The 14,672-nt window shown below is 73.5% G+C and carries 11 protein-coding genes; 1 reads left to right on the top strand and 10 read right to left on the bottom strand.

The genetic code is table 11. The features are described from left to right. Positions 1–166: 166 nt before the first annotated feature. From ACFY3V_RS16860 to ACFY3V_RS16815, 10 genes are read right to left on the bottom strand one after another with little or no spacing between them, the layout of a single operon-like run. Positions 167–3,133 (bottom strand): BTAD domain-containing putative transcriptional regulator, encoded by a 2,967-nt coding sequence (locus ACFY3V_RS16860; RefSeq protein ID WP_389774121.1) that lies wholly within the window; start codon positions 3,131–3,133, stop codon positions 167–169. Positions 3,134–3,185: 52 nt separating this feature from the next. Then, positions 3,186–3,644 (bottom strand): flp pilus-assembly TadE/G-like family protein, encoded by a 459-nt coding sequence (locus tag ACFY3V_RS16855; protein WP_350946402.1) that lies wholly within the window; start codon positions 3,642–3,644, stop codon positions 3,186–3,188. Then, positions 3,641–4,054 (bottom strand): TadE/TadG family type IV pilus assembly protein, encoded by a 414-nt coding sequence (locus ACFY3V_RS16850; protein ID WP_350946401.1) that lies wholly within the window; start codon positions 4,052–4,054, stop codon positions 3,641–3,643. Before ACFY3V_RS16850 ends, ACFY3V_RS16855 begins: the two co-directional genes overlap by 4 nt. After that, entirely contained in the window at positions 4,051–4,581 is a 531-nt protein-coding gene (locus ACFY3V_RS16845; RefSeq protein ID WP_362896297.1) for a TadE family protein, read from the bottom strand. The genes ACFY3V_RS16850 and ACFY3V_RS16845 overlap by 4 nt, the downstream gene beginning before the upstream one ends. Continuing rightward, positions 4,568–4,816, bottom strand: a complete 249-nt coding sequence (locus ACFY3V_RS16840) for a hypothetical protein (RefSeq protein WP_350946399.1) — start codon at positions 4,814–4,816, stop codon at positions 4,568–4,570. Before ACFY3V_RS16840 ends, ACFY3V_RS16845 begins: the two co-directional genes overlap by 14 nt. 2 nt (positions 4,817–4,818) lie before the next feature. Continuing rightward, positions 4,819–5,754 carry a type II secretion system protein gene (locus tag ACFY3V_RS16835; protein WP_362896295.1) on the bottom strand — a complete coding sequence of 312 codons (936 nt, stop codon included), beginning with the start codon at positions 5,752–5,754 and terminating at the stop codon, positions 4,819–4,821. After that, entirely contained in the window at positions 5,747–6,634 is an 888-nt protein-coding gene (locus tag ACFY3V_RS16830; RefSeq protein WP_350946397.1) for a type II secretion system F family protein, read from the bottom strand. The genes ACFY3V_RS16835 and ACFY3V_RS16830 overlap by 8 nt, the downstream gene beginning before the upstream one ends. Beyond that, the gene (locus ACFY3V_RS16825; protein WP_362896293.1) at positions 6,631–7,932 is read right to left on the bottom strand and encodes an ATPase, T2SS/T4P/T4SS family; all 1,302 of its coding nucleotides are present in this window, start codon (positions 7,930–7,932) and stop codon (positions 6,631–6,633) included. Before ACFY3V_RS16825 ends, ACFY3V_RS16830 begins: the two co-directional genes overlap by 4 nt. Next, the gene (locus ACFY3V_RS16820) at positions 7,929–8,768 is read right to left on the bottom strand and encodes a hypothetical protein (protein ID WP_389774113.1); all 840 of its coding nucleotides are present in this window, start codon (positions 8,766–8,768) and stop codon (positions 7,929–7,931) included. The genes ACFY3V_RS16825 and ACFY3V_RS16820 overlap by 4 nt, the downstream gene beginning before the upstream one ends. Position 8,769: 1 nt before the next feature. Continuing rightward, on the bottom strand, positions 8,770–9,471 hold the full coding sequence (locus tag ACFY3V_RS16815) for a hypothetical protein (protein ID WP_362502529.1): 702 nt from the start codon (positions 9,469–9,471) through the stop codon (positions 8,770–8,772). A gap of 562 nt (positions 9,472–10,033) precedes the next feature. Here ACFY3V_RS16815 and ACFY3V_RS16810 point away from each other — a divergent pair. Beyond that, on the top strand, positions 10,034–14,638 hold the full coding sequence (locus tag ACFY3V_RS16810) for an FtsK/SpoIIIE domain-containing protein (RefSeq protein WP_389774110.1): 4,605 nt from the start codon (positions 10,034–10,036) through the stop codon (positions 14,636–14,638). Positions 14,639–14,672: the final 34 nt, after the last annotated feature.

Raw genomic sequence — 14,672 nt, 5'->3', positions numbered from 1 at the left:
GACCACCGAAACCACTGATATGCGCGATTCGGCATGACTCTCTCCTCGTCCTCCTCGCGGCCCCCCTCACGACGACCCGTCACACCTCCCGCCCGAAGGTCGCCGGGCGCGGCACCCGCCCGCCACCGCGTGACGTCCGGCGCACGGGCCGGGTCCGCCCGGCCCGTCATGCGGTCGGGGCCGAGCGCATCCGCCACGAGGGCAGCAGCTCGTCGATGAGGGCCTCGGTCTCGGGAGCCATCCCGCCGCCGTAGGGATGGGACTCGGCCCTGCGGTGCAGGGCGTCGACCACGGCGCGCAGGCGGACGGGGTCGGCGGTGAGGTGGGTGGCCCGCAGCAGGTCACGCCAGAGCCCCTCGTCGTCCGCGGCCAGCAGCAGCCCGGCACGCACCGCCGCGACGGCCTCGTCGGTCTCGCCTCGGGCCAGGCGCGCCTCGCAGAGCCGATGCGCGGCGTCCGCGACGCCCGCGGTCACGTTGTACTCCAGGTCGTCGGCGGCGAGCCAGGCGTAGCGACCACGGGGACGGCCGTTCAGCAGCGGGCCCCGTACCAGGCCGAGTGCCCGGTCAAGGAGCTCGGGACGCCCGGCGGGGCCGGCGTGCGACCGGCGGACGAGGTCGCGGAAGAGCATCCAGTCGGTGCGCACCTCGGGACCGAGCTTGAGCCGCCCTGACTCGTCGGCGTAGAGGTTGGGCCGCCCCTGGCTGTCGGTGCCCAGCCAGGCGACGACCCTCGCGATCGTGGCGTCCCGCACCACCGACTGCACGCCCCTCGGCCAGAGGATGCCGCCGAGCACGACGGGGTGGACGCCACCGGGGTGCGTCGCCAGGTAGACGGCGAGCTCGACGGCGATCACGGCCCGTCCCTCCTCCATCGGCGGGGGGCCGACGACCTCGGCCGGACCGAGGATGCGCACCTCGACCGAGGGAGTGTGCGGTACGGGCTCCGGCTCGTCGGAAAGCGGCTCGCCCTCCAGCCGCTCGGTCGCGAGGAACAGGTCGATCAGCGCCCGGTACTGGCGCCGGGGCAGCAGCTGCGCGGCCACGTCGAAGCCGAGCGCGTCGATCTCGGCGCGGCCCCCCTCGGTGATCGTCCAGTTCCAGGTGGCGTGCGGCACGTCACCCGCGATCACGTACCCGGCCGCGGTCCGTACGCCCTTCCTCGCGAGCAGGGCGAGGCGGCGGCCCTCCTCGGGGGTCGGGGCGATCGCGGACAGCAGGTAGTGCGGCGTGGCGACCGGGTCGCCGGCGCGCCCGTGGATCCGGCCGGTGAGCACCTCACCGGCGTGATCGCGCTTACCGGCCCCCGCCTCCAGCTCGGGCAGGACCTCCGCCAGGGCGCCCACGTATCTGATCCGATCGGAGGCGATCACGGTCAGCTCCTCGCCGAAGCCGACCAGCGTGAGGCGCATCCGGTCCGACCAGCGGTTGGTGGCCAGCTCCACGGCGAGCGCGGCCAGGGCCTCGGTGGTCCGCGGGCCGTTGATGCCGATCGGCCCGTGTGCGGCCTCCAGGTCGACGAGCACCCTGCCCTCACCGCCCTCGCCGTTGGAGCCGATCGAGACCAGTCCCGGGTAGGGGGCGGGCGCGTCGGCGAGCGTCCGCTCGTCGATCATCCGGCCCTCGTGCGCGGGAAGCCGCCAGACCTGGCCGCCGTCGTGGGAGGTCCAGGGCGCGGGCGCGTCGGAGTCCGGCGGGTGGATCCACAGGTCGAGAGTCTGCGGCGACAGGTGGGCGGCGTAGATCGTGGGCGGGACGCGGTTCTGGGCGGCGAGGGACCTGCCGAGGAGCCGGAGTCCTACGTCGAGCATCCGGCTGCCGGGGGCGTCGGCACCGAGCCTGAGCGCGAGTTCGGCCTGGGCGGCGTCGTCCCTGGGCCGGGTGATCCGGCGCCCGAACGCGCGGTGCCAGAGCTGCTGCCTGCGCCTGCGTCCGAGCGCGGCGAGCAGTCCCGCCGCCGCCAGCGAGGCCCCCGCCAGGTAGTCGAGCATCCCCAGGGCGGTCTCCTGCCCGGCGTTCTGCCCGATGTCAGGGGGTTCGGCCACCGCCGCCGGGTCTCGCCGCTCCACCTGCCCGGGGTCCTGCCGCCCGCTGTCGGCCGCCGTATCGGGCACGGTGCGGGCACTGTCACGGGCGCTGTCACGGGCGCTGTCACGGGCGCTGTCACGAGCGCTGTCACGAGCACTGTCACGAGCGCCGTCCCCGCGTTCCTGCGCCGGGCCGACCTCCCGCCTCCCTTCGGCCCCGATCCTGTCCCCGGCCCTTTCTCGGGGGTCGGAGACCTCGGGCGCGGGCTCCGCGGGAAGGTCGGCGCGGCCGGGGGTGATGGTCTGGGTACGGCCGTCCAGCTCCGTCGGCTTGTCCGGATGGTCCTTGAGGGTGTCGTCACGCGGCTGGGAGGCCGGGACGATGTGGATGTTGCGCGCGTCGTCCGGCATGTCCAGGACCCAGCCGGGCCTGATCAGGTCGGCCATGTGCAGGCGGCTGCCGTCGGGCTGTTCCTTGTGCTGGTTGAGCCGGTAGATCTCCGGATACCTGCGCCCGTCGCCGAGGCACTTCTCCGCGATCTCCCACAGGCTCTCGTGGTGGCGCCCGTGCGGCGGCTGCACCACGTAGACCTTCTTCGCCTTGCGTGCGGGCGCCAGCTCGGCCCGCTCGTCGGCGGCCGGAGCGGACGGCGACGACAGGCCGGTGGAGACGATGCCGGGAGCGGTGGGCGGCAGGCTGGTCATCTTCGCGATCGGCAGGGCCACCGCCGAGACGGTGAACAGCAGCATGGCCGCCGAGACCAGCCGGTTGGCGAACATCTGCGTGCCGCCCGACAGCGGCACCCTGGCCGGCATGCCGACCCGGCGCAGCCCCGCGTAGATCTCGACCAGCACACAGACCACCAGCTGCAGCCAGGCGAGCCAGACCAGCAGCACGAGGATCGCGACGATCGTGCTCGTACCCACCTGGCTGGTCAGCAGGTCGAGGTTGAGCAGCTCGGGCGGGAGCGGCGGCCCGGCCAGCCGGAGCAGGGCGTAGGGGACCCCCGCGATGAGCGCGACCAGGACGACGAGCGCGCCGAGGCCGGCCAGCAGGTCTCCCGGTGTGCGCCTGGCCTTGATGCGCACGGGCTGTCGTGTGGGCATTCGTCTCCCTCCCCGTTCTGATTCGTCCTCGGTCAACCGGTGGGCCGGCGATTCACGGCAACTGCTCTTCCCCGACGTCCGGTCCGGCCGTGGCCTCGGCCTCCATCTCCGAACCGGGGAAGCCGAAGGCGGCCAGGAAGAACGCCTTCCAGGTGACGGAGACGCTCACGGTGACCTCACCCTGGCCGCCGCCGAGGGTGCATTCCGTGAGCTGTACGTCGCCGCCGCCGTGAGCGGAGACGATCTCCTCGGCCTGCCCGCAGGACTCCCCCTCCCCCAGCAGCCGGGCCTGGCCGGTGGAGCGCAGGTGCTCGACGTCGATCTGGTCAGCGGCGGCCCTGGCGGCCTGTTCGGCGACGTCGGCCGCCCGCAGCCGGGCGTTGATGGCGGCCCCGCCGTCGACGAGCAGCCCGGCCAGCAGGAACACCACCACCGAGAAGATCACCGTGAAGATCGACATCGACCCCCGCTCGCCGGGCGCGGCGGGAGGAGACGGGTGTGCGGGGTTCACTCCTCGACCCTCCTGAACTGCTCCAGCGGGACCACCGAGTCGCCCTTGATGTCCTTGGCCGCCCCGAAGCCCAGGAAGTCCAGGTCCAGGGAGCAGGTCACCTCGGCGTGGACCTGGCCGCCCTCCTCCCAGGTCGTACCGGACAGGCTGACCTGCGGCTCGCACTCGCCCGACAGTGCTCCGCGGGCCGCCTCGTCCGCGGCGGCCTCGGCGTCGGCCAGGGTGCGCTCGACGGAGGCGGCCCTGGCGGCGTCCCTGGCGGCGCCGTTGACCTCGCCCTGGGCCTCGACCACCCTTCCCGCACCCACCAGGAAGAGCAGGAACAGCAGGAAGACCGGGGCGAGCAGCACCGTCTCGGTGCTGAGCGACCCGCGCTCGTTCCTGTCCCCGCCGGACGTCAAGGGGATCACTCGCATCCTTCGCTCCCGTCGTCGGGACGGAAGCACTCGATGGGACCGCCGAAGCGCGCGGTGACGGTGAACGTGGTGGACGGCAGCAGCGGGACGACCTGGACCGCCGAGGCACTCACCTCGACACCCCGCTGGTCGCCCTCCTCCCAGGCGGTGACCGTGGCGCCTTCGAGGAGTTTCGGGCCGATGGTGCGGATCAGCTCCTGGGCGCGGGACTCGGCGTCCTGCTGCCAGGACTCGGAGTCGACCCTGGCGAGCCGCGCTCCCTCCCTCGCCGCGGCGTCGGCGATCTGGCGTCCGTGGAACCACAGCGCGGACTGCACGATGAGCAGGACGACGACCAGCACCACCGGCATGATGATCGCCAGTTCGACGACCGTGGCGCCGCGCTCGCCGGCACGGTCCCCGGCGCCGGGGCGCGCGCTGCCCTCCCGGTCGCGCTCGCCGTCCCTGTCCCGGGCATCCCGGTCTCCTCGGGCTCCTCGGGCTCCTCGGGTGCGGCGTCGCGCGCGCTCACGGGTCTCCAAGTTCGCCGCCCCCGCCCCCGCCGCCCCCGCCGCCGAACTGGTTGGAGATCTCGGCCTGCTTGCCCTCGACGAGGCCCTTGATGAGGGTCGCGAGTCCGAGCGCCACCCCGGCGATGATGGCCGTGATGATGACCCATTCGACGGCGGAGGCGCCCCGGGTGGGGGCGCTGCGCGCCTTCTCGATCCGGACGCTCAGAACGGCGACCGCGTAGACGATCCACGGATGGCTCAGCATGGTCAGGACCCCAACATCTTCATAGCGGCCGGAAAACTCAGAAAGATCACAAAACCCGCGCAGAGCAGGAGCTGGGCGACGAGCATCGACTGGGAACGCTCGCCCGCCTGCCCCTCGATCTCGGCGAGCTCCCGGCGCCGCATGGTCGCGGCGCGGGCGGTGAGGGAGGCGCGGACCTTGGCGCCGTCGTCGGCGACCAGCCCGAGGGCGGCGGACAGGTCGCGCAGCTCGTCCACGTTGATCTCGTCACCGAGCTGGCCGAGGGCCTGCCAGGGGGTGATGCCGACGATCCTGGCGTTGCCGAGTGCCTCGCGGATGCGGGACATCGCCCAGTTGGCCCCGTCCTCGTCGGGGCCGGGGCTGCCCACCGAGACCGCCATCATCAACGCCTCGGGTACCCCTCGCCCGCCCGCCAGGTTCATCGCGACGAGGTCGAGGAAGGAACCGACGACGTGCCGGAAGTCGCGGCGCATCCGCGCGGCGTCCCGCTTGACCTGCAGGTCGGGCAGGACGAAGAAGACTCCGGCGACCAAGAGCGCCGCCCACAGCGGGACGGTGAGGGACAGACCCCACCCCATCAGCACCAGCCAGCCCGCCAGCAGCGGGAACGCGAGCAGCCCGGAGACCGCGAGCAGCACCTTGGTGGCGAGGAAGCCCTCGAACGACCTGCCGAGCAGCGCGAGGTCGGCTCTCGCCGAGCGGGCCTCCCAGCCCCGCGCGGCGTAGAAGCGGGCCATCCGCTCCCCCAGGCCGCGCCGGAACGCGCTCACCTCCTCGTCGGGCAGGATGAGCCGCGCGCGGGGCGCGTCGGTGCCCTCCCTGGCGGCATCGAGCGCCATCAGGCGCGTCACCAGCCCGGGACGGGCCGGAAACAGCGCCCGCAGCAGCAGGAACAGGCCCATCCCGAGCACCGATCCCGCGAGCAGCGCCTCAGTCATCGCGCACCTCGCCTCCGGAGGGCAGGCCGAGCAGGCGTGCGGGCTTGTCGAAGCGGGCCAGGCGGCGCATCCAGGCGAACCCGGCGCCGAAGAATCCCGCGACCACCACGAGCACCGCCTGGCCGAGCGTGTTGTCGTACTCCTCGACGTAGGAGGGGTTGAACACGACGAGCATGACGGCGAAGGCGAGGGCCGTACCGACCACGATCTGCACGCTGCGACGGGTGGAGCGGCGCTCGGCCTCGACCCGGCGGCGCATGTCGAGCTCCTCGCGGGCCGACACGGCCAGCGCGCCGAGCACGTCGCGCAGGCCGGGGCCGCGCAGCTTGGAGTTGAGGATGAGGGCGGCCACGACCAGGTCGGCCGAGGGGTCGTCGAGCTCGTCGGCGAAGAGCCTGAGCGCGTCGGGCAGCGCCATCCTGGTATGCAGGCGGTCGACCATGGACCGCAGGTGCGGGCGCAGGGTGGGGGCGGCCGCCCGGATCGAGGACGGGATCGCCTGTTCCAGTCCGGACGCCCCGGCGATGGTGTCGCGGAGCGACTCGGTCCAGGCGGCCAGGGCCTCCAGCCGCCGCATCGCGGTCCGTTCCTCCGCGGCGCCGCCGGACAGGCCGCGCCAGGCCAGCGCGAGGAGCACGGCCCCCACCGCCATGACCGGCCACCCGGTCACCACGAGCACGAGCACCCCGGCGATGACCCCCACCGCCGACCGGGTGGACAGCGCGCGCAGGAACTCGCGCCTGCCCGCCGACCTGCCGGGGGTGGCCGGCCGGACGGGCACCCCGTACAGGGAGAGGAAGAGCAGGAAGAGCCCGGCGCCGAGCGCGAGGCCGGAGAGCAGCACCAGCGGGTCGAACAGGCCCGGAGGCAGGGAGGTCATGTCCAGCCTCCCGGGTCGTAGCCGAAGTGGGCGAGCTCCTCCAGGCACGACAGGGGAGCGTGCGGTATCACCCGGCCGTCGGGCGCCGTCGCGAACACCTCGGAGGAGAGCACCCGCCCGTCCACCCCGGCCACCTCGCGCACGCTCGACACGAAGCGGCGCAGCCTGCCGCCCACCGCGTAGTCGTTGCGCTTCTCGATGAACACCACGAAGTCGATCGCCCCGGCGATGAGCATGTGGGTGGCCTCGATCGGCAGGCGCTCCGAGGCCTGGAGGGCGTAGGTGGCGATGCGGTTGAAGACCTCCATCGAGGAGTTGGCGTGGATGGTCGACAGCGAGCCGTCGTTGCCCTGGGTCATCGCGTTGAGCATGGTGACGATCTCGTCGCCGAGGACCTCACCGACGATCACCCTGGACGGGTTCATGCGCAGGGAGCGGCGGACCAGCTCCGCCATGCTGATCTCGCCCTGGCCCTCGGAGTTGGGGAGCCTTTGCTCGAAGGCGACCACGTTGGGGTGCAGCTCGGGAAACTGGTCGAGGCCGAGTTCCAGCGCGCGTTCGACGGTGATGAGGCGCTCGGACGGCGGGATCTCGTTGGCGAGCGCGCGCAACAGGGTCGTCTTCCCCGCGTTCGTCGAACCGGAGATCATGATGTTCTTCCTCGCCGCCACCGCGGCCGCGAGGAACCGTCCCAGCTCGGGGGTGAGGGTGCCGTTTCCCACGAGGTCGCTGAGGAACACCTTGCCCAGCCGGGATCGGCGGATGGAGATGGACGGGCGCACCGTCACGTCCATCACGGCCGAGAGCCGGGAGCCGTCGGGCAGGCGCAGGTCGAGCTGGGGGTTGGCGGTGTCGAACGGCCTGCTGGACAGACCGCTGTATGCGGCGAGGATCTGGATCAGCTCGACCAGCTCCTCGTCGGATTCGGCCACCGGCTCGCGCATGAGCTCCTGGCCGTCGGCGTAGCCGACGAACACCCGGTCGCAGCCGTTGATGTCGATGTTCTCGACCTCGGGGTCGTCGAGCAGCGGCTGGAGGCGGCCGACGCCGAACAGGGCCGCGTGGATCCCCGCGGCCAGCGCCTCCTCCTCCTCGGCGGTGGGCGGCGTCCTGCCGACGCCGATCTCGCCGCGGGCGAACTCCTCGAGGATCTGGGCGATCAGCGCGCGGGCGAACTGGCGCTCGTCCTCGCCGCTCATCGGTGGCAGGCCACTCGCCTGGTCGAGGCGGCGCTGGTGGGCGAGCCTGTCGCCGACGTCCTGCCGGAAACGCTTCACCAGCGTGTGGTCGATGGTCACGGCCTCGCTCCGCTCGACGGCTCGGCGGGCTCGGCGGGCTTGACCGGCGAGCGTGCGGCCTGCTCCCGTGCGCGGAAGGCCGACTCCGCCGACTCCTGGGCGCGGAGCTGAGCGTCGAGACGGCCGCCCAGCTCCCTGGCGGTGCGGATCAGCAGGGAGCGGTCCAGACGTCCGCCCCACTGGCCGCGCAACAGCTCGGCGCCCTTGGGGTCGTGCGCGAGCCCGCTCACGAAGGCGATGTGCCTGCCGGTGCCCGCGACGATCCGGCGCACCTCGTCGATGGTCGTGCGGTACTGGCGGGGGTCGGCGATCACCACCACGCCCACCTGGGGCTCGCGCGGCATGATCTGCAGGCGTTCGCGCAGGTGGGCGACGTGGTCGAGGCTCGCCCTGGTGAACAGCACCACCAGCGCGGCCTCAGCGGTCAGCTCGGCGAGCTGCGGGTGTCCGCCGAGACGCCCGCAGTCGGCGAGCACGTCGGCGTCGGGCAGTGTGGCCAGCGCCCGGCCGAGCGGACCCCAGAGCCAGGTCAGCCCGGACGCCTGCTCGCCGTGGGTGAGCCCGGCCAGCACGTCCAGACCACCGACGATCTTCTGGGTGTGCTCGTGGATCTGGTCGGGGTGCAGGCCCCTGCGGGCCGTGGCCCCCAGGGTGAGCAGTCCGCGCGCGGGGTTGAGCACGCCGCCGTCGGCGGCGGGCAGGCGGTAGGCGAGGTCGCCGCCCGCCGGGTCGCACTCGGCGAGCAGCACCGGGCGCGGCCAGATCGCGCCGAGCGCGGTGGCCGCCGTGGTCACGCCGGGCGCGCCCTTGTCGGCGGCCAGCACGATGAGCGCCACGTCAGCGCGCTCCCGGCAGCTCGGCGAGGGCGATCTCACCCGCGGAGGCGTACGCGACGATCTGCGGCGAGACGGAGCTGTCCACGATGATGGTGACCAGGCCGTTCGCCCCCGTCCTGCCCGGCGTGCCGATCTGGTGGACGAGGGCGCTCTGCGCCAGCACCCGGCTCTCCCGGTCGGCGCCGCCGCCCTTGCTCGGCACGTGGACGACCTGGACCCGGTCGCCGCGCTCCAGGGTGCCCGGTGTCTGGCCGGGTTTGAGCGCGAGGCCGACCTGGGCCTTGCCCGGGCCGAGCTCCCTGCTGGAGGAGACCACCATGTCGCGGGTGAGGAGCGTGCCGGGCAGGAGGGTGACGCGGGCGAAGTTCTCGGTGACGCGGGCGCGCTGGGACCAGGCCACGTAGCCGATGCCGGTGTCGGCGATCTGGACCTCCTTGAGCATCGCCTCGGTGAAGGGCTGTCCGGCGCCGATCTGCTGGGAGACGGCGATCGCCGAGACGCGGTCGCCGCTGCGCAGGACGAGCAGCGTGGTGGCGAGGGCGCCGCCCAGGATGAGGAGGACGGCGAGGGCGGCGAGGGCGGGTTTGCGCTCGCGTGGGGGCACGGGGAGCTTGCGCGACGCCGGACCCGACAGGGCGCCCGCCGAGGTCTGACGCTCGGCGTTCACCGGGACGCGGCCCGTTGGCTTCTCACTGGTCCTCATGGGTTAGGGGGACTCCCAGAGTGATCAAAATATGGGGAACTACTGGTCGAATTTACGCCATTATGCGCACCATGCGGACGGGCTGTAGGACAAAAGCCAGGACCCATGCTCGTTTGATAGGAACACCGCTGTCAACGCCACTTCAGAAGAAGATGTCCGTTTGGCTAGCTGACGGGAGGCTTATCCGGGTGATATGGACGGTAATTAACTCTCGCACCAATCACCCCAGCTTTTTCACCCCTCATTCCCGTGTCCGGCATGCCCGCCCCGCAAGGGGATGCCGCCGGTTTCCGGATCCGGAGCGGAGCGCGCGACTTCCCCCCGGTTCTCCGAACAGGTTTTCCACAGCCCCGCATCACGAGCAGGTCACCGCCCCGAAGCCTCTGCGGCGACAAATGCCCACTTGAGACGGTATAACCGGCCATCATCCCCAGGCAGTTATCCACAGGCTTTACCGTTTTCCACATACCGGCGGTGAGTCACGACATTGCCGCGAACACTCCCACCGGGATGGTTTTCCCTCTGTACGGTGGACCCGCGGCCCGACCCGAGGAGAGCGGCGATGCGAATCATGCTCACCGTGCTCAGCGAGCACGCCGACCGCGATGTCGTGGTCGAGGGCGACGAGACGACCACGGTGGCACGACTCGCGGAGTCCCTGGCGGGCCAGGGCGGCGAGCGACCGAGCAACGTGGTGCGGCTGACGCGCAGCAAGGCCCCGTACGGGCTGGATCGCGACTCCGCCGGGGCCGAGCCCCCGACGCTGTGGATGGACGGCCGCCCCCTCGACCCCGCCGCCCCCGCGCTCGGCCTGCTCCGCGACGGCGACCTCGTCACCCTCGACCGCTCCCTCGCGACGGCCACCCTCGCCGAGGAACCCGGCGGGATCGTGGAGATCCGGGTGGTCGGCGGACCCGCCGCGGGCTCCGTGCACCGCCTCAGCCTGGGCGTGCACACCATCGGCTCCGACCCCGCCTGCTCGGTCTCCGTGGCCGACCCCCGGCTGCCCGCGCGGGCCGCGGTGGTACGGCTCACCCCGGACGCCATCACCGTGGAACCCGGGGAGGGCACGGCGCCCCTGCTGGGCCGCGACCCCCTGGAAGGCCCGCTGCCCTGGCCGGAACACGCCCTGCTGAGCTGCGGCGGCACCGTGCTCACCCTCAAGGCGGTGGAGCCGCCCGACGCCCACCTGGACGCGCAACCCGACGGCGGGCTCGCCTACAATCGGCCGCCCAGGTTCCGGCCACCGGGCGGCGCGCGGCGCTTCGAGGTCCCGGCCGAGCCCAGGCGGGCGGAGACGATGCGGCTGCAGCTGCTCACCGCGTTCCTGCCCGCCGCGCTGGGCGTGGGCCTCGCCATCGCCCTCAAATCGCCGTACTTCCTGCTGTTCGCGTTCATGACACCACTGATCATGATCGGCCAGTGGTGGAGCGACAGGCGGCACGGCCGCAAGCAGTACCGCCAGCAGCTCAAGGAGTACAAGCAGCGGCTGGAGGTCTTCGAGGCGGCCGTGGACCGGGCGCGCGCCGACGACGAGACCGCCCGCCGCGCCGCCGCGCCCGACCCCGCCGAGGTGCTGCTCACCGTGACCGGCCCCCGGCGGCGGCTCTGGGAGCGGCGCGACCACGACCCCGACGCGCTGCGGTTGCGGGTCGGCCTCGCCGACCTCCCCGCCGACCTGGAGTTCACCCCCGAGCGCTCCGCACCGGCCGACGCCCCGCTGCCCGCCCCGCCCACCTGCCAGGCGGTACCGGTGGCGCTGGCCATGCGCCGCCTGGGCGTCGCCGGCCTCACCGGGCCGAGGAACACGACGGCGGGGGTGGCGCGCTGGCTGGTCGGCCAGGCCGCCGCCCTGCACAGCCCGCGTGACCTGGCGATCGTCGTCCTGTCCGCGCACGGCGACGGCGAGGAACGCTGGAACTGGGTCCGCTGGCTGCCGCACTGCGCCCCGCGCGGCGGCGAGGACTGCGTGGCCCTGGTCGGCGCCGACCCGGAGAGCGCGGCCCGCCGGGTGAGCGAGCTAGCCGCGCTGATCGACGAGCGCCTCGGCGACGACGCCGCCGCGGGTCCCGCGGCCAAGCTGGGCCGCATCCCGGCCGGCTGGGGCGACCTGGGCGGCGGCGCGGGCACCGGCGCCGACCAGTTGTACGCCGCCCCCGTCTACGACGAGCGCCCCTACGACGTGCTGGTCGTGCTCGACGGCGCGCAGGCGCTGCGCGCCCTGCCCGGCATGCCCCAGGTGCTGCGCCAGGGGCCCAGGGCGGGCGTCCACACCCTGGCCGTCGACGGCGACCAGCGGCTGCTGCCCGAGGAGTGCGCCACCGTCGCCGCCGTGGAGGCCGACGGCACGGTGCGGCTGCGCGGCGGCGGCCTGGACGACCTCGGCGAGATCCTCGCCGACCAGGTGACGTCCGCCTGGTGCGACAGGCTGGCCCGCTCGATGGCGCCGATCCGCGACGTCAGCCGCGACGACGCCGGACTCGCCCTGCCGGACTCCGCGCGGCTGCTGGACCTGCTGGAGCTGCCCTCGCTCTCCGGCGCGGCCCTGACCGGGCGCTGGGGACGGGCCACCGAGGCCGTGGTGGGCGTGGGCCCCGAGGGGCCGTTCTCCGTCGACCTGCGCAGGGACGGGCCGCACGCGCTCATCGCGGGAACCACGGGCGCGGGCAAGTCGGAACTGCTGCAGACCCTGATCTCCTCGCTCGCGGTGGCGAACCGGCCGGACGAGATGACGTTCGTGCTCATCGACTACAAGGGCGGCGCCGCGTTCAAGGAGTGCGTGCGGCTGCCGCACACCGTCGGCATGGTGAGCGACCTAGACGGCCACCTCACCCAGCGGGCCCTCGCCTCGCTCGCCGCGGAGATCCGCCGCCGCGAGCGCCTGCTGCTCGCCGCGGGGGCGAAGGACATCGAGGACTACCACGAGCTGCGCGACACCCGCACCGCCCGCGCCTCCCGCGACCTGCTCGTCGCCGGAGGCGGCCCCCAGGTCAGGGCGCTGCGCGGGCGCACAGCGGCCTCGGCGACCTCTGCGTCCTTGGAGCCCCCGCCGCCGCTGCCCCGGCTGGTGCTGGTCATCGACGAGTTCGCGGCCATGGTGAGCGAGCTGCCCGACTTCATGACCGGGCTGGTCGACATCGCCAGGCGGGGACGCTCGCTGGGCATCCACCTCATCCTCGCCACCCAGCGGCCCGGCGGTGTGGTGACCGCCGACATCCAGGCCAACACCTCCCTGCGGATCGCCCTGCGGGTCACCGAGGCGTCGGAGTCGGCCGACGTCATCGACCGCCCCGACGCCTCGTACATCCCCAAGTCCGCGCCCGGCCGCTGCTACGTGAAGTCGGGCGCGGGAGCGGCGACGTCCGTGCAGACCGCGCGGATCGGCGGCCGGAGTCCCGGCGCCTCCGGAGGCGAGGTGAGGGTACGGGTGACGGAGGTCGGCTGGCAGGCCCTGGGACGGCCCAGGCCGGTCCACGCCGGGGCCGAGAGCGGCCACGTCACCGACCTCTCCCTGCTCGTCGACGCCCTGGTCGAGGCGGCCCGCCTGGAGGGGGTCGCCGAGCAGCCGAGTCCCTGGCTCGAACCGCTCCCCGACCTCGTGACCGTCCCCGTCCTTCCCGCGACGCCCGTGCTTCCCGATGAGGCGCCCCGCGCCCTGCCGTACCGCGCGGGGGTCGAGGAGGTGCCGCCGCTCGCCTTCGGGATCACCGACCTGCCCTGGGCACAGGACCGGCGCGCGCTCGCGCTCGACCTCGCCCACGGGGGGCACCTGCTCGTCGCGGGCGCCTCGCGCAGCGGTCGCTCCACCGCGCTGCGCACGCTGGCCGGGGCGATCGCCGCCGGAGCCTCCCCCGACGACGTCCACCTGCACGCGATCGACTGCGGCTCGGGATCACTGCTGCCCCTGGTGGCGATGCCGCACTGCGGGGCGGTGGTGACCCGCGACCAGCTCGACCGGGTGGAGCGGCTGCTGGCCAGGCTCCGCGCGGAGGTGGGACGGCGCCAGCAGCTCCTCGCCGAGGCCGGGTACGCCTCGCTCGCCGAGCTGCGCGCCGCCGAGGACGGGCCGCGGCTGCCGTGGCTGGTCCTGATGCTCGACCGGTGGGAGGGGTTCGTCGCCGCGTTCGAGGCGTACGACTACGGGCGGCTGATCGAGTCGCTGATGCAGCTGCTGCGCGAAGGCCCCGCGGTGGGACTGCGGGCCGTGGTGACCGGCGACAGGTCGGCGCTGATCGGGCAGATCTCCACGGTCTTCGACGACCGGCTGATCCTGCGGCTGGCCGACCCCACCGACTACGGCCTGGCCGGGCTGTCCATCAAGGACCTGCCGGCCACCCTCGCGCCGGGCCGCGCGCTGTCCACCGGCGAGCACGGCACGATCGAGAGCCAGATCGCGCTGCTGTGCGACGACCCCTCGGGACCGGCGCAGGTCGCCACGCTCCAGGCACTGGCCCGCTCGGCGCCGAAGATCACCGCGGAGCCGCCGATGCGGGTGGACGCGCTGCCGATGCGCGTCACCGCCGCGCAGGTCCTGGACCTCGTGCCCTCCTTCCGGCCCCCCTCACCGCTGTGGGCGCTGCTCGGCGCGGGAGGCGACTCGCTGGCACCGCTCGGCGTCGACCTGCTCGCGCACGGCCCGGCGGCGGTCGTCGCCGGTCCGCCCAGGTCGGGCAGGTCGACGGCCCTGCTGACCGCCACCCACTCGCTGCTCTCCCACGGCACCCCCGCGGTCCTCGTCACCCCTCGGCGCAGCCCCCTGTGCACGCTGGTGGACACCCCCGGCGTGCTGGCCGTGCTGGACTCGAACGGCGACCTGCACGAGGCCGTCGCGGGGCAGGACCGCTACGTCGTGATCGTCGACGACGCCGAGCTGATCTCCCCCGACTCCCCCCTGGGTACCGCGCTGGAACAGGTGCTGCGCAGCGGCAGGGACGGCGAGCACGGCCTGCTCGTCGGCGGCACCACCGGCGATCTGACCACCGCCTACCGGGGGTTCGCGGCCGAGGCCCGCAAGGGTAGGACGGGCCTGCTGCTCGCGGTCCAGAGTCCCGCCGACGGCGACCTGTTCACCGTCCGCCTGCCCCGCGGCGCGGTCGGCGGCCCTCCCGGCCGCGGCCTGCTCGTGACCCTGGGCTCGGTCACCCCCATCCAGGCCGCCGTCACATGAGAGGCCGCCGTCGTACGACGGTTCGTCATCGCAC

This window comes from Streptosporangium sp. NPDC000095 (assembly GCF_042899335.1).
Classification (GTDB): Bacteria; Actinomycetota; Actinomycetes; order Streptosporangiales; family Streptosporangiaceae; genus Streptosporangium.
This window is presented reverse-complemented; position numbering and strand designations above follow the sequence as displayed.